The sequence below is a fragment of the Roseixanthobacter liquoris genome (assembly GCF_043195135.2).
Taxonomy (GTDB): domain Bacteria; phylum Pseudomonadota; class Alphaproteobacteria; order Rhizobiales; family Xanthobacteraceae; genus NCEH01.
Map to the genome: position 1 here is coordinate 2,763,442 of NZ_CM195537.1, position 15,568 is coordinate 2,779,009.

The 15,568-nt window shown below is 66.8% G+C and carries 15 protein-coding genes; 7 read left to right on the plus strand and 8 right to left on the minus strand.

Features of this window, described 5'->3' with window-relative positions; all coding sequences use genetic code 11:
- Positions 1–208: 208 nt before the first annotated feature.
- The gene (locus tag V5F84_RS12375; RefSeq protein ID WP_394045715.1) at positions 209–940 is read left to right on the plus strand and encodes a cytochrome c biogenesis CcdA family protein; all 732 of its coding nucleotides are present in this window, start codon (positions 209–211) and stop codon (positions 938–940) included.
- Between the two features lie 5 nt (positions 941–945).
- On the opposite strand, the gene V5F84_RS12380 is transcribed toward V5F84_RS12375, so the two are convergent.
- From V5F84_RS12380 to V5F84_RS12410, 7 genes are all read right to left on the minus strand, one after another.
- Positions 946–1,566, minus strand: coding sequence for a glutathione S-transferase (locus V5F84_RS12380; protein ID WP_394045713.1), 621 nt, complete (start codon positions 1,564–1,566; stop codon positions 946–948).
- Between the two features lie 100 nt (positions 1,567–1,666).
- The gene (locus tag V5F84_RS12385; protein ID WP_394045711.1) at positions 1,667–2,782 is read right to left on the minus strand and encodes a branched-chain amino acid ABC transporter substrate-binding protein; all 1,116 of its coding nucleotides are present in this window, start codon (positions 2,780–2,782) and stop codon (positions 1,667–1,669) included.
- Positions 2,783–2,893: 111 nt separating this feature from the next.
- Complete coding sequence (locus tag V5F84_RS12390) at positions 2,894–3,349, minus strand: DUF6867 family protein (RefSeq protein ID WP_394045709.1); 456 nt, start codon at positions 3,347–3,349, stop codon at positions 2,894–2,896.
- Between the two features lie 3 nt (positions 3,350–3,352).
- Complete coding sequence (locus V5F84_RS12395; protein WP_394045707.1) at positions 3,353–4,072, minus strand: ABC transporter ATP-binding protein; 720 nt, start codon at positions 4,070–4,072, stop codon at positions 3,353–3,355.
- Entirely contained in the window at positions 4,069–4,977 is a 909-nt protein-coding gene (locus V5F84_RS12400) for an ABC transporter ATP-binding protein (protein WP_394045705.1), read from the minus strand. The genes V5F84_RS12395 and V5F84_RS12400 overlap by 4 nt, the downstream gene beginning before the upstream one ends.
- Positions 4,974–6,398 carry a high-affinity branched-chain amino acid ABC transporter permease LivM gene (livM, locus tag V5F84_RS12405; protein ID WP_394045703.1) on the minus strand — a complete coding sequence of 475 codons (1,425 nt, stop codon included), beginning with the start codon at positions 6,396–6,398 and terminating at the stop codon, positions 4,974–4,976. Before livM ends, V5F84_RS12400 begins: the two co-directional genes overlap by 4 nt.
- Complete coding sequence (locus V5F84_RS12410; protein WP_394045702.1) at positions 6,398–7,315, minus strand: branched-chain amino acid ABC transporter permease; 918 nt, start codon at positions 7,313–7,315, stop codon at positions 6,398–6,400. The genes livM and V5F84_RS12410 overlap by 1 nt, the downstream gene beginning before the upstream one ends.
- Positions 7,316–7,681: 366 nt before the next feature.
- On the opposite strand from V5F84_RS12410, the gene V5F84_RS12415 reads away from it, so the two are divergent.
- The 6 genes from V5F84_RS12415 (at position 7,682) to V5F84_RS12440 (ending at position 14,524) form a co-directional block, all read left to right on the plus strand.
- Positions 7,682–8,173, plus strand: coding sequence for a (2Fe-2S)-binding protein (locus V5F84_RS12415; RefSeq protein ID WP_394045701.1), 492 nt, complete (start codon positions 7,682–7,684; stop codon positions 8,171–8,173).
- 124 nt (positions 8,174–8,297) lie between these two features.
- On the plus strand, positions 8,298–10,688 hold the full coding sequence (locus V5F84_RS12420) for a xanthine dehydrogenase family protein molybdopterin-binding subunit (protein WP_394045700.1): 2,391 nt from the start codon (positions 8,298–8,300) through the stop codon (positions 10,686–10,688).
- Positions 10,689–10,700: 12 nt separating this feature from the next.
- The gene (locus V5F84_RS12425) at positions 10,701–11,501 is read left to right on the plus strand and encodes an FAD binding domain-containing protein (protein WP_394045699.1); all 801 of its coding nucleotides are present in this window, start codon (positions 10,701–10,703) and stop codon (positions 11,499–11,501) included.
- Between the two features lie 176 nt (positions 11,502–11,677).
- Positions 11,678–12,304 carry a TMEM175 family protein gene (locus V5F84_RS12430; RefSeq protein WP_394045698.1) on the plus strand — a complete coding sequence of 209 codons (627 nt, stop codon included), beginning with the start codon at positions 11,678–11,680 and terminating at the stop codon, positions 12,302–12,304.
- 37 nt (positions 12,305–12,341) lie between these two features.
- A complete protein-coding gene (locus V5F84_RS12435) occupies positions 12,342–13,277 on the plus strand; it encodes an AAA family ATPase (protein ID WP_394045697.1) in 936 nt (311 codons plus the stop codon).
- Positions 13,274–14,524 (plus strand): vWA domain-containing protein, encoded by a 1,251-nt coding sequence (locus V5F84_RS12440; RefSeq protein WP_394045696.1) that lies wholly within the window; start codon positions 13,274–13,276, stop codon positions 14,522–14,524. Before V5F84_RS12435 ends, V5F84_RS12440 begins: the two co-directional genes overlap by 4 nt.
- On the opposite strand, the gene V5F84_RS12445 is transcribed toward V5F84_RS12440, so the two are convergent.
- Complete coding sequence (locus V5F84_RS12445) at positions 14,494–15,540, minus strand: lysine-2,3-aminomutase-like protein (protein WP_394045695.1); 1,047 nt, start codon at positions 15,538–15,540, stop codon at positions 14,494–14,496. The genes V5F84_RS12440 and V5F84_RS12445 overlap by 31 nt on opposite strands.
- Positions 15,541–15,568: the final 28 nt, after the last annotated feature.

Consider the following 15,568-nt stretch of genomic DNA (forward strand, 5'->3'; position numbering starts at 1 on the left):
GTGCGCTTCCCGCAAAGGCGCGCGCCGGCCGGTCCGGCCCCTCGTCCACGGGCGGCGCGTGCGGCAAAGAGGCGGATCACATGGCCGGGAGGCAAGGTCCGCGCCCTCTTGTGCGGTGGCGCCGTTCCGGCCCATGACAGGCGGCGAAAGCTCCGCCGGCTTGCGACGCGCGGGGTGCGGTTTCGCGTACGAAGGGTGCAACCCTCCCATGGCCGATGTCACGCTGCCTGCCGCTTTCGCCGCGGGCCTCGCGAGTTTCCTGTCCCCCTGCGTCCTGCCTCTGGTGCCGCCTTATCTGTGCTTCCTCGGCGGCGCGACGCTGGAGGATCTCTCGAAGGCCGAACCGCTGCAGCAGGTGGGGCGCCGCGCGATTTTCGGCGCGCTGCTGTTCGTGAGCGGCTTTACCGTGGTGTTCGTCGCATTGGGGGCCGGCGCCTCGGCGGTGGGCGAGGTGCTGCGCGCGCACCAGGAAGTGCTGTCCATCATCGCCGGCATCGCGATCATCGTGATGGGGCTGAATTTTCTGGGCGTGTTCAAGATCCATCTGCTGTCGCGCACCGCCCGGCCGCATGTGAACGAACCCACCGGCCTGTGGGGCGCGTTCGTGATGGGCCTCGCCTTTGCCTTCGGCTGGACCCCGTGCCTCGGGCCGGTGCTGGGCGCGATCCTGGCGGTGGCCGGATCGGAGGCGACGGTCGCGAAGGGCGCGGGCCTGCTGGCGATCTATTCCGCCGGCCTCGGCGTGCCGTTCCTGCTGGCGGCGGTGGCGGTGCGGCCGTTCCTGGATGGCCTGCGCCACATGCGCCGTCTTCTGCCGGTGATGGAGAAGGTGATGGGGGCGATGCTGGTGCTCACCGGCATCGCCTTCATGTCGGGCTGGATCGCCAGCGTCTCCTATTGGCTGATCGAGACGTTCCCGGCCCTGTCCACCATCGGCTGAGGCGCTCAGGTGAGCGGCGTCATGACCGCCTCGCAATAGGCCGGGCGGTCTTTCAGCCGCTCATACCACGCTTCCAGATGCGGCATCGGCGGGCGGGCGAAGGACAGTTCGAACCAGCCATAGGCGAAGCAGCCGAGCGGAATGTCCCCCATGGCGAACGCGTCACCCGAAAGATAGGGCTGGTGTGCGAGCGCCGCGTCCACGCGCGCCAGCAGGTCGGCGCAGGTGGCAATGCCCTTTTCCACAGCCCCCATGTCGCGCTGCTCCGGGGCAAGCCGGACGAGGTTCCAAAACACATCGCGGAACGGCCCGGCAAACGAGGTGGAGGTCCAATCCATCCATTTGTCGCCGATGGCGCGGATCGCCGGGTCTTCCGGCCACAGCGTGCCGGCTCCGTAGCGGGCCGCGAGATAACGCACGACGGCGTTGGATTCCCACAACACCAAGCCGTCGTGCTCCACGCAGGGCACAAGGCCGTTGGGGTTCAGCGCGCGATAGTCCGGTTCGTTCACGAGGCCGAACGCACCGCCGGCATTGGTGTGCTCGAACGGCAGGTTCAATTCCCGTGCGACCCAAACCACTTTCTTCACATTGGTGGAGTTGAGGCGTCCCCAGATTTTCAACATGGCGTTTTCCCTTGTCGGTGCGGCGGCATCCAGGGCGCGGCACCCATGAAAAAAGGCCCGCGCCGGAGCGCGGGCCTTTCACAAAATGACCGCAGCGCGGTCAGATCTCGCTGTAAGCCCCGTCCTTCCAGATATAGACGACATAATCCTTCTTCGTGATGTCGCCCTTCTTGTCGAAGGAGAGCGGGCCAAGCACGGTCTGGAAGGTCGCGCCGGAATGCATGTAGTCGGCGATCTTCTTCGGGTCGGTGGACTTGGTGGCCTCGGCCGCCTGCTTGATGATCTGCACAGCGGCATAGGAATAGAGGACATAGCCTTCCGGATCGACGCCCTTGGCCTTGAACCGGTCCACCACTTCCTTCGCGGCGGGGTTCTTGCGCGGATCGGGGCCGAAGGTCATCAGCGTGCCGGCGGCGCCGGGCCCGGCGATGGACCAGAACTCCTTGTCCGTGATGCCGTCGCCGGAGAACAGGACGCTCTTCAGGCCCTGGTCGCGCATCTGGCGCACCAGCAGGCCGGCTTCCGGATGCAGCCCGCCGTAATAGACGAGATCGACGCCCGCGGCCTTGAGCTTGGAGACGAGGGCGGAATAGTCCTTCTCGCCAGGATTGATGCCCTCATAGAGCACTTCCTTGACGCCGCCCTTGTTCATGGCCTTCTGGGTTTCGTCGGCAAGGCCCTTCCCGTAGGGGGTCTTGTCGTGGACGATGGCGACCTTCTTGTCCTTGAAATTGGCGACGATGTAGTCGCCCGCAACCGCGCCCTGCTGGTCGTCGCGGCCGCAGGTGCGGAACGTGTTCCACATCTTGCGCTCGGTGAACTGCGGGTTCGTGGAGGCCGGGCTGATCTGGAGAACGCCGGCTTCCTCATAATCCGTCGAGGTCGGGATCGAGACGCCCGAATTGAAGTGGCCGACCACGTATTTCACGCCGTCGGAGATGAACTTGTTGGCCGCCGACTTGCCCTGCTCGGGCTTGGAGGCGTCGTCGCCGATCGAAAGTTCGATCTTCTGGCCGTTGATGCCGCCGGCGGCGTTGATGTCCGCCACCGCCTGTTCGACGCCGGTCTTGATCTGCGCGCCGAAAGCGGCATTCGGGCCGGTCATCGGACCACCCGCGCCCATCTTGAGAGGCGCCTGCGCGTAGGCAGCAGTTCCGGCCGCCGCGAGGGCGAGGCCGGCACCGACCGCGAGGCCGGCAAGTAACAGCTTCCTCATCCTGTTCTCCTCTGGTTATACCGGGCGACGAAGACCTTCACCGCGCCGGCAGAGCGTGCGTCCGGCTGACATTGTGCCGGTTTCCCGTTCCCTGTCGACACGCCAAATGGATCACGCCGCTTCATTCGTGCCGGCCTTGTTGCGCCAGGACAGCGGGCCGGCAGATTCGTAGAGCCAATCGTAGCGCACGGTCATCTGCTGCTTGCGCACCGACCGGAAGCCGAGGGTTGCGATGGCGAACAGCAGCACCGCTTCCACGAGATAATAGTCGAGCGCGAACAGCGTGCCCTTGAACAAGGCGAAATGGCAGAAGCGCACCGCCGCCGTCAGCAACAGGGAATAAGCGAGCACGAGGGCGAACGGCTTCCACCCGTTCGCCACCGCCCGCCCGGTGAGCCAGGCCGCGCCCCCGCCGAGAAACAGCGTCACCAGCATGAAATCGCCCGTGGAGACTTCCACCACCGCGCTCGGGCGCGCGAGGAAGAGCACCGCCATCGCCACAAGCGCAAGCACCGGCAGCAGGATCATGGGGGAGGAGGGGCGGCCAGGATGCGGCAGGTTCGCCATGGCTCACGCGCCTCCTTCAAGATAGGCGGCCTTCACCTCGGGCCGCTCGAGCAGATCGCGCCCCGTGCCCGCCATGGTGATGGCGCCGTTCACCAGAACATAGCCGCGATGGGCGAGCTTGAGCGCGTGATAGGCGTTCTGCTCCACCAGGAACACGGTCAGTCCCTCGGTCTGGTTCAGATCGCGGATCACATCGAAGATCTGCCGCACCACGAGCGGCGCGAGGCCGAGGGAGGGCTCGTCCAGCAGCAGCAGGCGCGGCCGGCTCATGAGCGCGCGGGCGATCGCCAGCATCTGCTGCTCGCCGCCGGAGAGCGTGCCGCCGCGCTGGTGCAGACGCTCCTTGAGGCGCGGGAACATCTCGAACATGCGTTCCAGATCCTGCGCGAAATGCACCCCGCCGGAGAGCGCGGCGCCCATTTGCAGGTTCTCGTACACGCTCATGCGCGGAAAGATGCGCCGCCCCTCCGGCGACTGGGCGATGTTCAGCCGCATGATTTCGTGGGTCGGCAGGCGCGTGATGTCCTGCCCGGCGAACACGATGGTGCCTTCCTGGGCGCGCGGGGCGCCGCAGATGGTCATCATGAGGGTGGACTTGCCCGCGCCGTTCGCGCCGATGAGCGTGACGATCTCGCCTTCGTTCACCTCCAGATCGACGCCGCGCAGGGCCATGATCTTGCCGTAGAAGGTCTTCACCCCGGCAAGCGAGAGCAGGGCGCTCATGGGCCCACCTCCGCTTCCACCTGGTCGACCGCATCCTCGTCCACGCCTAGATAGGCGGCGATGACGCGCGGGTCGGAGCGCACCTCGGCGGGCGTGCCGTCGGCGATCTTGCGGCCGTATTCCAGCACGATGACGTGGTCGGAAATCTCCATCACCACCGACATGTCGTGCTCGATCAGCAACACGGACGTCTTCTCCTGCCGGATCGCCAGGAGCAGGGCGTTCAGGGCCGCGGATTCGCGCGGGTTCAGCCCGGCGGCCGGCTCATCCAGGCACAGGAGTGCGGGTTCGGAACACATGGCCCGGGCAATCTCCAGCCGCCGCTGGTCGCCGTAGGGCAGATCGCCCGCCGGGTCGTCCGCGCGGTCCACCAGAGCGATGCGTTCCAGCCAGTGCAGCGCACGGTCCACCGCCTGCTTTTCCCGCCGCCGCCAGCTCGGCAGGTTCAGGAGCGCGGATGGGGAGAGCAGTCCGGTTTCGGTCAGGCTCATGTGCTGGGCCACCAGCAGGTTTTCCAGCACCGTCATGCCCGAGAACAGACGAATGTTCTGGAACGTGCGGGCGACCTTGGCCTGGGAGGCGACCTTATAGTCCGGCAAACGCTCCAGCAGGAACAGGGCGCCGGCTTTCGTGCGCGCGGCGGCAAGGCCGTTGCGGGTCAAGGCGTCGATCTCGGCCGCGCTCGGCGCCCCGCCATGGGCGAGCGCGAGCCGGCCCGAACTCGGCTTGTAGAAGCCGGTGATGCAGTTGAAAACCGTCGTCTTGCCGGCGCCATTGGGGCCGATGACGGCGGTGATGTCCCCCCGTCCCGCCCGCAGCGAAACGTCGCCGACGGCGACGAGGCCGCCGAACCGCATGCTCAGGTGGTCCACCAGAAGGATGGGGTCGCTCTCCCAGGGCCTCATCCGTGGCCCTCCTTCACGAGATCGCCGGATACCTTCTTGCGCTCCTTGAGGAAGATTGTGGCCAGGCGGCTGGAGACCAGGCCGCGCGGCCGCCAGACCATGACCGCAACCATGGCGAAGCCGAAGATCAGCATGCGATAGAGGGTGGGGTCGAAATCCGGTCCAAGCAGCCAGGGGTCCTTCAGGAAGGTGAGGTTGCGCAGCAATTCCATGCCGCCGATGAGCAGGATCGCCGAGGCGGCAACGCCCATCTGGGAGCCCATTCCCCCCAGCACCACGATCGCCAGTATCACCGCCGATTCCATGAAGGTGAAGGATTCCGGCGAGACGAACCTCACCCGCACCGCGAAGAAGGCGCCGGCAAAGCCGCCGAACATGGCGCCGATGGAAAACGCAGTCAGCTTGGTGAGCGTGGTGTTGATGCCGAGCGAGCGGCAGGCGATCTCGTCTTCCCGCAGCGCCTCCCAGGCGCGGCCCACCGGCATGCGCCGCAAGCGCACGGTGGCGAGGGCAGTGAGGGCGGCGAGGCCGAGAATCACGAAATAGAGAAAGATGATGCGGTGCATCGCGTTGAACGGCAGGCCGAACAGCGCCGCGAACCCGTCGTCACCCGCCGTGAAGGGAATGCCGAAGAAGGTGATGGCGGGGATGGAGGAGATGCCCGCCCCGCCATTGGTCAGATCCACCCAATTGATCAGCACCAGGCGGATGATCTCGCCGAAGGCCAGCGTGACGATGGCGAGATAATCGCCCCGCAGCCGCAGCACCGGAAAGCCGAGGATCAGGCCCCAGAAGCCCGCCAGCAGGCCGGAGATGGGCAGGCACAGCCAGAACGCCCAGGCGGCCCAGAAGCCTTCGCCGAGATGGCCGGCGAGGAAATCGTTCAACGGCACGCTGGTGGAGAGCAGGGCGAAGGCATAGGCGCCGACGGCGTAGAAGGCGACATAGCCGAGGTCCAGCAGCCCCGCGAGGCCCACCACGATGTTGAGGCCCCAGCCCAGCATCACATAGGTCATGATGTAGATGCCGAGGTCGATGTAATAGCGGCTCGCACCGAGGTCCCCGGCGCCGAGCACGGCCAGCGCGGGGAAGGCGATGGCGAATGCAAAGAATACCGGCTTTGCGAAGGGTTCCGCCTTGTCGGCAATGGCCGCAAGCGCCGTATTGCCGCCGCCCTTGATCCGACCCGGCCGCCACAGCGTGAGGTGGAGCACGAAGCGCAACACCGCGACGATGGCGGCGAAGATCAGAACCAGGCCGAACCGGTAGGTGAGGATCAGCGGGCCCCCGGAATCCTCCGTGGCCCGCAGCCCCACCAGCGGCGTCAGGACGAGGAAGGTGAGCACGGCGCTGATGGCGGCGTCCTTCAGCGCGACCGGCAGCACGGCCTCGCGGCTTCCCGCAGACACACCGGCCTGCATCAGACCTTCTCCACTTCCGGCCGGCCGAGCAGGCCCTGGGGCATGAAGATGAGCGTGATGGCGAGGATGGAGAAGGCGGCCACGTCTTTGTACTCGATGGTGAAATAGGCGGACCAGAACGTCTCGATCAGGCCGATGAGCAGGCCGCCCAGCACCGCGCCGGGCAGCGAGCCGATGCCGCCGAGGACCGCCGCCGTGAACGCCTTCACGCCCGGAACGAAGCCATCCGAGAAGTTCACGACGCCATAATTCATCAGGTACATGGTGCCCGCCACGGCGGCCAGGGCGGCGCCGATGATGAAGGTGAGCGAGATGGTGCGGTCCACGTCCACGCCGAGCAGCGCCGCCATCTTGCGATCCTGCTCGCACGCCCGCTGGGCGCGGCCGAGCGAGGTTTTCTGCACCAGGAACCAGAAGATGCCGAGGCATATGGCGGTCACCGCCATGATGATCAATTGCTTGTAGGCGAGGGTGACCTGATAGCCGTCGCGGTCGATCAGCACGATCACGTCGGTCACCAGAGGCGGGATCGATTTGTTGCGCGGGCCCTGGGCGACCTGCACGAAATTCGAGAGCAGGATCGACATGCCGATGGCCGAGATCATGGGCGCCAGCCGGAACGAGCCACGCAGCGGGCGATAGGCGAGGCGCTCGATGCTCCAGCTCACGAGGCCGGTGAAGATCATGGCCACCACGAGCACGATCGCCAGCACCAGGAATACCGAGCTGATTCCGAGCACGGTCGTCAGCAGCAGGAAACAGGTGAGGCCGATGAAGCTCGACACCATGAACACGTCGCCATGGGCGAAGTTCACCATGCCGATGATGCCGAAGACCATCGTGTAGCCGATGGCGATGAGACCGTAGATGGAGCCGAGCGTCAGCCCGTTGATGAGCTGCTGGAGGAAGATATCCATCCGTCCGATGCCCCTGTGTTCGAGTGCGCCTATTTCTTGATCGTGCCTGGAGTTTGGGCGCTTTTCCATTCAACTCATAGCGCGGGTGGTGGCGGGAGACAAATGGCTACCGGGCCTTGCGTGCGTCGGGGCGAGTTTCCCACAGGCGCGGCATGGCGCAACACCTGCTGGCGCCTGCGTCACATCATTTTCATCCTGCCGCACCGGCCCGCACGGGGCCAGCGCGTCCCATCCGGATTCGCCCCCGGACGGGAGCGATCGCCCTTGACCGCGTCGCCTTGGCCGACCCACACTGGAAGCAATAAAAGGTGCGGGTGGGCCAAAGCGCGTGAGCACGGGCGTTACGCCCACTGCGGGAGGACGCGGATGACGCAAATTGCCATCACAGTGAACGGCCGGGCGGTTTCCGCGGATGTCGAGCCGCGAACGCTGCTTGTCCAATTCCTGCGGGAGAACCTGTTGCTGACGGGAACCCATGTGGGCTGCGACACCAGCCAATGCGGGGCCTGCGTGGTGCATCTGGATGGCGCTGCGGTGAAGTCCTGCACCATGCTGGCCGTGCAGGCGGACGGCCATGCCGTCACCACCATCGAGGGCATCGCCGACGGGGCGACCCTCCATCCCATGCAGGAGGCCTTCCGCGAGCATCACGGCCTGCAATGCGGCTTCTGCACGCCGGGCATGATCATGACCGCGCTCGACCTCGTGGCGCACCACGGCGCCGATCTCGACGAAGCGACGATCCGTGCCCATCTCGACGGCAACCTGTGCCGCTGCACCGGCTATCACAATATCGTCAAGGCGGTGGAAGCGGGCGCGCAGGCCATGGGCGGCGCCCTGAAGCACGCCGCCGAATAGCGCCACTGCGCGACGTGCCGGGCCGCGGCCCGATTGTCCGAATGCCCGGGGCCGCGACGCTCGCCGCCAAGACGCGAGCGCGCTGCCCGGAGTTCCGTTTCGCCAGTCCCCCAGGGAGGACGCCATGAACGCCAACAGCTTCGATACCAGCAAGGTGACGCCGCTCGGCGCGCCGGTGCGCCGCAAGGAAGACCGCCGCTTCATCACCGGCAAGGGCCGCTATACCGACGATCTCGCCCGGCCGGGTCAGGCGCACGCCTATTTCCTGCGCTCGCCTTATGCCCATGCGCGCATTCGCGGCATCGATACGTCCGCCGCTGCGGGCATGCCGGGCGTGGTCGCCATCCTCACCGGCCAGGATCTGGCGCATGACGGGATTCGCGGGCTGATCTGCGGCTGGATGATCCATTCCAAGGACGGATCGCCCATGAAGGCGGGCCATCACGCGGCCCTCGCCAAGGACAAGGTGCGCTACGTGGGCGACCATGTGGCGGTGGTGATCGGCGAGACGCTGAACGCCGCCAAGGACGCCGCCGCCGCCATCGCGGTGGATTACGAAGTGCTGCCCGCCGCCGCGGATCTGGGATCGGCGCAGGCCGCCGGCACGGCGCAGATTCACGACGAGGCGCCCCACAACACCGCGTTTGAATGGGAATTGGGCGACAAGGCCGCCACCGAGGCCGCCTTCGCCCGCGCCGCCCATGTGACGACCATCGACCTCGTCAACAATCGCCTCGCACCCAATCCCATGGAGCCGCGCGCGGCGATCGGCGAATATGATGCGGGCGACGAGGCCTACACGCTCTGGACCACCAGCCAGAACCCCCATGTGGCGCGGCTCGTGTTGTCCGCCTTCGTCGGGCTTGCGCCGGAAAACAAGCTGCGGGTGATCGCCCCGGACGTGGGCGGCGGCTTCGGTTCCAAGATCTTCATCTATGCGGAAGAGACGGTGTGCGCCTGGGCGTCCAAGCGGGTCGGGCGGCCGGTGAAATGGACCTGCGATCGCTCGGAGGCCTTCCTGTGCGACGCCCACGGGCGCGATCACATCACCCATGGCGAACTGGCGCTGGATGGCGCGGGCAAGATCATCGGCTTCCGGGTCAAGACCACCGCCAACATGGGGGCCTATCTCTCCACCTTTGCCTCGTGCGTGCCGACCTATCTCTATGCGACGCTGCTGTCCGGCCAGTACGACATTCCGGCCATCTATTGCGAGGTGGATGCGGTCTATACCAACACCGCGCCGGTGGACGCCTATCGCGGCGCCGGGCGGCCGGAGGCGACCTTCCTGGTGGAGCGCATCGTCGAGAAGGCGGCGCGGGAGATCGGCCAGGATTCGGCCGAATTCCGGCGGCGCAATTTCATCACCAGCTTCCCGCATCAGACGCCGGTGATCCTCTCCTACGACATCGGCGGATACGCGGCTTCGCTCGATAAGGCGCTGGAACTTTCGGATTATGCCAATTTTCCCGCCCGCAAGGCGGAAGCCGCCCGGCGCGGCAAGCTGCGCGGCATAGGGCTTTCCAATTATATCGAAGCCTGCGGCATCGCCCCTTCCGCAGCCGTGGGTTCGCTGGGTGCCGGTGTCGGCCTCTGGGAAAGCGCCGAGGTGCGCGTGAATCCCACCGGCAATGTGGAGGTGCTCACCGGCTCCCACAGCCACGGCCAGGGGCATGAAACCACGTTCGCCCAGCTGGTTTCCGCCCGCCTCGGCATTCCCATCGACCATGTGACCATCGTCCATGGCGACACCGACAAGGTGCAGTTCGGCATGGGGACCTATGGGTCGCGCTCCGGCGCGGTGGGCATGTCCGCCATCTCCAAGGCCCTCGACAAGGTGGAGGCCAAAGCGAAGAAGATCGCCGCCCATATCCTGGAAGCCTCGGAAGGCGACATCGAGTTCAAGGACGGCCATTTCACCGTCAGCGGCACCGACCGTTCGCTCGCCTTCGCCGCGGTGGCGCTGAACGCTTATGTCGCGCACAAATTCCCCACCTCGGAGATCGAGCCGGGCCTGAAGGAAGGGGCGTTCTACGACCCCGTCAATTTCACCTTCCCCGCCGGCTGCCATATCTGCGAACTGGAGGTGGATCCCGAGACCGGGACGACGGAAATCGTCAAATGGGTCGCCGTGGACGATTTCGGGTCCGTCATCAATCCGCTGATCGTGGAAGGGCAGGTGCACGGCGGCATTGCCCAGGGCGTCGGCCAGGCGCTGCTGGAGGGCGTGCGCTATGATGCCGACGGTCAGCTTTTGACCGGCTCCTACATGGACTACACCATGCCCAGGGCCGGCGACCTGCCCTCGTTCGTTGTCGGCCTGACGGAAACCCGCTGCCCCTCCAATCCGCTCGGCATGAAGGGCTGCGGGGAGGCGGGCGCCATCGCCGCGCCGCCGGCGGTCATCAATGCTTTGACGGACGCGCTGGGGACGGAGGATATTCCCATGCCGGCGACGCCCGCGACGTTGTGGAAGATCGCGCAGGGCCAGATCGCCCGCCGCGCGGCCGAGTGAGGGAGACGCACCATGTATGCCTTCGATTATCAGCGCCCCGCCGGCCTGGATGAAGCCCTCGCCGCATTGCGCGCCGGCGAGGACGTGAAGCTGCTCGCGGGCGGTCAGACCCTGCTGCCGACCCTCAAGCAGCGGCTTGCCCAGCCCTCGGCCCTGGTGGATCTCGCCGCCATTCCCGCGCTGAGCCGCATCGAGCATAGCCAGTATTTTCTGACCATCGGCGCCATGACGCGCCATGCGGATGTCGCGGCCTCGCCCATGGTGGCGGAGGCTATCCCCGCATTGGCCGAGCTTGCAGGCCTCATCGGCGATCCGGCGGTGCGCAATCGCGGCACCATCGGCGGGTCGATCGCGAATAATGATCCGACCGCCGATTATCCCGCCGCCTGTCTCGCGCTGGGCGCCACCATCGTCACCAGTGCCCGCCGCATCGCGGCCGAGGATTTTTTCACCGGCCTGTTTGAAACCGCCCTGGCCGAGGATGAAGTGATTCTGGCGGTGGAATTCCCCGTCGGCGCGCGTGCCGCCTACCGCAAGTTCCGCAATCCAGCCTCGCGCTATGCCATGGCCGGCGTGTTCGTGGCGGCGCGCGACGGCGACGTGCGGGTCGCGGTGACCGGAGCCGGGCAGGGCGGCGTTTTCCGCTGGAGCGATGCGGAAGCGGCCCTGGCGGCGGATTTCTCCCCGGCGGCGCTGGACGCGCTGACGCTCGATCCCTCCGACGTGATGGCGGACCTGCACGGCGGCGCGGAATATCGCGCGCAACTCGTCAAGGTGATGGCCAAGCGCGCGGTGGCGGCGATCGCCGGCTGATGCGTCGTGATGCGGCTCGGGGCCCGGCGCGAGAGGCGCCGGAACTTCCGCCGGGCGCAGGTCTGTAGGATGCTGGTCCGGAAAGGAGAAGGGCCGCGTTCGCCTTGCTCTCGTCCCGCCTTCGTCGGGGGAGAGCGGATGACCCCGCGCCGGCCGTATTGGACCCGATGAGAACCTTGCCTGCAACGCGGATCGACGCGCTTACCGACGGCATTTTTGCCTTCGCGATGACGCTCCTGGTGCTGGAAATTCGCCTGCCGGACGATCTGCCCATCGGCAGTTCGGCCGATCTCGTGGCGCATCTGCGCACCCTGGGGGCGGAATATGTCACCTACCTCATCAGCTTCTTCGTGCTCGCCGCGCTGTGGCGCGGCAACATCAGCCTGCGCCACAAGGGCGAGGAAGTGTCCCATCTGTGCGGGCGCATATGGCTGTTCTATCTGTTCTTCATTACCAGCGTGCCGTTCTCGTCGAGCGTGGTCGGCCATTATGGCCAGTTTGCACCGGCGGTCTGGCTGTATGCCGCCAACATGATGATTCTGGGCCTTCTTTCGATGTTGCTGGTGAAGCTCGAAACGCCGCCGGCGCGGAAGGTGCAGCCTCGGCCAAAATACCTGCCACTGCTGCTGTTCACCGGTTCGGCGGCGATCTCCGCGCTCATCAGCTTGGCCGATCCGCATTATGCCATGTATGCCTATCTTCTGAACGGGCTGTCCCGCTTTCTGCCCGCCCCCGCCAAAGATCCCGCCCACCCGCCGGCGGCCTCCGCCGAAGCCGAGCTGAGCCCGCCGGGTCCGGCGTAAACGGTGAGAATGAACGCCGATGAACCAGACTGGCCCCATGACTGCTTCCGACGTTCCGGTCTCGCCCTTTCCCGCGTCCGTCGATGCCGCAGATCGCATGTTGCGGGCGGCCGGATATGTGCCGGACCGGGCGCTCGCGACCGTGCTGTTCCTGGCGCTGCGCATGGGCCGGCCGCTGCTGCTGGAGGGCGAGGCGGGCGTCGGCAAGACGGAGGTGGCGCGCACCCTTGCGAAGGCGCTGGGGCGGCGGCTGATCCGCCTGCAATGCTACGAGGGGCTCGATCTCTCCGCCGCCGTCTATGAATGGAACTATGCCGCGCAGATGATCGCCATCCGTCTTGCCGAGGCGGCGGGGGAAAGCGACAAGGGGATGATCGCCTCCGATGTCTTCTCCGAGCGCTATCTGCTGCGCCGGCCGCTGCTGGATGCGCTGATGCCCGATCCCGCCGGCCCGCCGGTTCTCCTGGTGGACGAGCTGGACCGCACGGACGAGGCGTTCGAAGCCTTCCTGCTGGAAGTGCTGTCCGATTTCCAGGTGACGATCCCCGAACTCGGGACGATCCGGGCGGCCCATCCGCCGCTGATCATCCTCACCTCCAACCGCACGCGCGAGATCCATGACGCCCTGAAGCGGCGCTGCCTTTATCATTGGGTGGATTATCCGAGCGCCGAACGCGAACTGGACATCCTGCGCGCGCGCCTGCCGGGCTTGCCGGAGCGTCTGTCGCGGGAGGTGGTGGCGTTTGTCCAGGCGCTGCGCAAGGAAGACGTGTTCAAGGTGCCCGGCGTCGCGGAAACCCTCGATTGGGCCTCGGCCCTTGTGGAACTCGACGCCGCCGCGCTGGATCCCGCCGTGGTGGGGGACACGCTGGGCGTGCTCCTGAAATATCAGGACGACATCGCCGGCACGGATGCCGGGCGGATCGAGCGGCTGATCGCGGAAACGCGCGAGGCCCTGCGGCCGCGCGAATGAGCGAAACCGCGCCGGCTGCCGGGACCGAGGGCCGGCTTTCCCACAACATCGCCTATTTCGGCCGCGCGCTCCGCGCGGCGGGCCTGCCGGTGGGACCTGGCACGGTCCTCGACGCGGTTCGGGCGGTGGACGCCGCCGGAATTAGCGCGCGCGAGGATTTCTATCATGTGTTGCGGGCGGTGTTCGTCAGCCGTCACGAGCACCAGGAGATTTTTGACCAGGCGTTTCAGCTGTTCTGGCGCCGGCGCGCCCAATCGGAGCGGCTGATCGCCATGCTTTCCCCGCCCGCGCCGGGAGCGGAGGCGAAGGACAAGCCGAAAGTCCGCAAGCGGGTGGAGGATGCGCTGTTCGCCGGCGTGGGGCGCGAACAGCGCAGCAAGAAGAGCGAAATCGAGGTTGAGGCCAAGTTCAGCGCCTCAAGCGCGGATGTGCTGCGCACCAAGGATTTCGCCCAGATGAGCGCCGAGGAACTGGCGCTGGCCCGCCGCCGCATCGCCCGCCTGCGTTTCCCGGACGATGAGATATCGACCCGCCGTCTGAAGGCGGATCGAAAGGGCCCCGCGTTCGATCTGCGCGCCTCCCTGCGCGCCTCGCTGGCCAGCGGCGGCGCCTTCATGCCCTTGCGCCGGCGCGGGCCGAGCCCGCGTCCCCGCCCGGTGATCGCGTTGGTGGATATTTCCGGGTCGATGGCGGATTATTCACGGCCGGTGCTGCATTTCCTCCATGCGCTGACCGAGCGGCGCGGACGGGTGCATACGTTCCTGTTCGGCACGCGGCTGACCAATGTCACGCGCGTGCTGCGCCATCGTGATCCGGACGAGGCGCTGGAGAAGGCGGGTCACGCCGCGCAGGATTGGTCCGGAGGCACGCGCATCGCCGCGTCTCTGCGCGCGTTCAACAAGATCTGGTCGCGCCGGGTGATGGGACAAAATCCCATCATTCTGCTGATCACGGACGGACTTGAGCGCGACGCCGACGCCATGCTGGAGGTGGAAATGGATCGTCTGCGGCGGTCCGGGCATCGGCTGATCTGGCTCAACCCCTTGCTGCGCTATGATCGTTTCGAACCCAAGGCACGCGGCATCCGGGCCATGCTGCCCCATGTGGATGCCTTCCGTCCGGTGCACGATCTGGCGAGCCTTGAGGGGTTGGTCGGGGCTCTGGCCCAGGAGGGGGACGCGCGGGCGCAGCGCCCGGTCAGGCGCGGCCGGGTGCCTTATTCCGGCTCCGCCACGGCGGGCGGATAAGCATGCACCCCGCCGCAATGGTCCCGCACCCCTTGGCCGCCGGGCTCGATATATCCGGGGGTTAGCGGAACCTTGCCGTAGCCGCCCGGGATGTCGAGCACATAGGTCGGCAGCGCAATGCCCGAGAGCCGGCCCCGAAGGGCGCGCATCAGCGCCGTTCCGGTCGCGATGGGCAATCGGAAATGGGCGGTCCCGGGCGCAAGGTCTGGATGATGCAGGTAATAGGGCTTCACCCGGCATTCCACGAGGGCGCGAAACAGGGCGGTGAGCGTCTGCGCATCGTCGTTCACCCCCTTCAACAGCACCGACTGCGAGAGCACCGGCACACCGGCCTCCACGAGCCGCGCGAGGGCCGCCCGCACGCTGGGCTGGAGTTCGCGCGCATGATTGGCATGGACCACCACATAGGAGACGACGCCCGGCGCCTTGAGTGCGGCAATCAGCTCCTCGTTGACCCGTTCGGGCGCGGCGATCGGCACGCGGGTGTGGAAGCGCACCACCTTCACGTGCGCGATGGCTGCGAGACGCTGGACCACCTCGGCCATGCGGCGGGGCGAGACCATGAACGGGTCGCCGCCCGTCAGAATCACTTCCCAGATCGCCGGGGTGGCCGCGATATAGGCCAGGGCCGCGTCGAACTGCGCCGGGCTGAGCGCGGTTTCTCCGCCCGGCCCCACCATCTCGCGGCGGAAGCAGAAGCGGCAATAGACGGCGCAGACGCTCACCAGCTTCAGCAGGACCCGGTCCGGATAGCGGTGCACGATGCCCGGCACGGGCGAACGGGCTTCATCGCCGATGGGATCCGCCAATTCCGCCGGCTGCACATCCAGTTCGGCCCGGTCCGGCACGAACTGGCGCGCGATGGGGTCGGCGGGATCGTCTTGTGCGATCAGCGCCGCGAGATCGGGCGTGATGGCCACCGCATAGCGCGCGCCGACCCGCGTCAGATCCTCCCGCCGCGCCTCGGGGGCGAGGCCGGCCGCGATGATGTCGTCGGCGGTGCGCAGGGTGGACATAAGCGTTTCCGACGGAAAATTTCCGTGA

Coding starts and splice junctions, on each gene's coding strand:
- V5F84_RS12375 (WP_394045715.1), top strand. CDS start 209: ATGGCCGATGTCACGCTGCCTGCCGCTTTCGCCGCGGGCCTCGCGAGT.
- V5F84_RS12380 (WP_394045713.1), bottom strand. CDS start 1,566: ATGTTGAAAATCTGGGGACGCCTCAACTCCACCAATGTGAAGAAAGTG.
- V5F84_RS12385 (WP_394045711.1), bottom strand. CDS start 2,782: ATGAGGAAGCTGTTACTTGCCGGCCTCGCGGTCGGTGCCGGCCTCGCC.
- V5F84_RS12390 (WP_394045709.1), bottom strand. CDS start 3,349: ATGGCGAACCTGCCGCATCCTGGCCGCCCCTCCTCCCCCATGATCCTG.
- V5F84_RS12395 (WP_394045707.1), bottom strand. CDS start 4,072: ATGAGCGCCCTGCTCTCGCTTGCCGGGGTGAAGACCTTCTACGGCAAG.
- V5F84_RS12400 (WP_394045705.1), bottom strand. CDS start 4,977: ATGAGGCCCTGGGAGAGCGACCCCATCCTTCTGGTGGACCACCTGAGC.
- livM (WP_394045703.1), bottom strand. CDS start 6,398: ATGCAGGCCGGTGTGTCTGCGGGAAGCCGCGAGGCCGTGCTGCCGGTC.
- V5F84_RS12410 (WP_394045702.1), bottom strand. CDS start 7,315: ATGGATATCTTCCTCCAGCAGCTCATCAACGGGCTGACGCTCGGCTCC.
- V5F84_RS12415 (WP_394045701.1), top strand. CDS start 7,682: ATGACGCAAATTGCCATCACAGTGAACGGCCGGGCGGTTTCCGCGGAT.
- V5F84_RS12420 (WP_394045700.1), top strand. CDS start 8,298: ATGAACGCCAACAGCTTCGATACCAGCAAGGTGACGCCGCTCGGCGCG.
- V5F84_RS12425 (WP_394045699.1), top strand. CDS start 10,701: ATGTATGCCTTCGATTATCAGCGCCCCGCCGGCCTGGATGAAGCCCTC.
- V5F84_RS12435 (WP_394045697.1), top strand. CDS start 12,342: ATGACTGCTTCCGACGTTCCGGTCTCGCCCTTTCCCGCGTCCGTCGAT.
- V5F84_RS12440 (WP_394045696.1), top strand. CDS start 13,274: ATGAGCGAAACCGCGCCGGCTGCCGGGACCGAGGGCCGGCTTTCCCAC.
- V5F84_RS12445 (WP_394045695.1), bottom strand. CDS start 15,540: ATGTCCACCCTGCGCACCGCCGACGACATCATCGCGGCCGGCCTCGCC.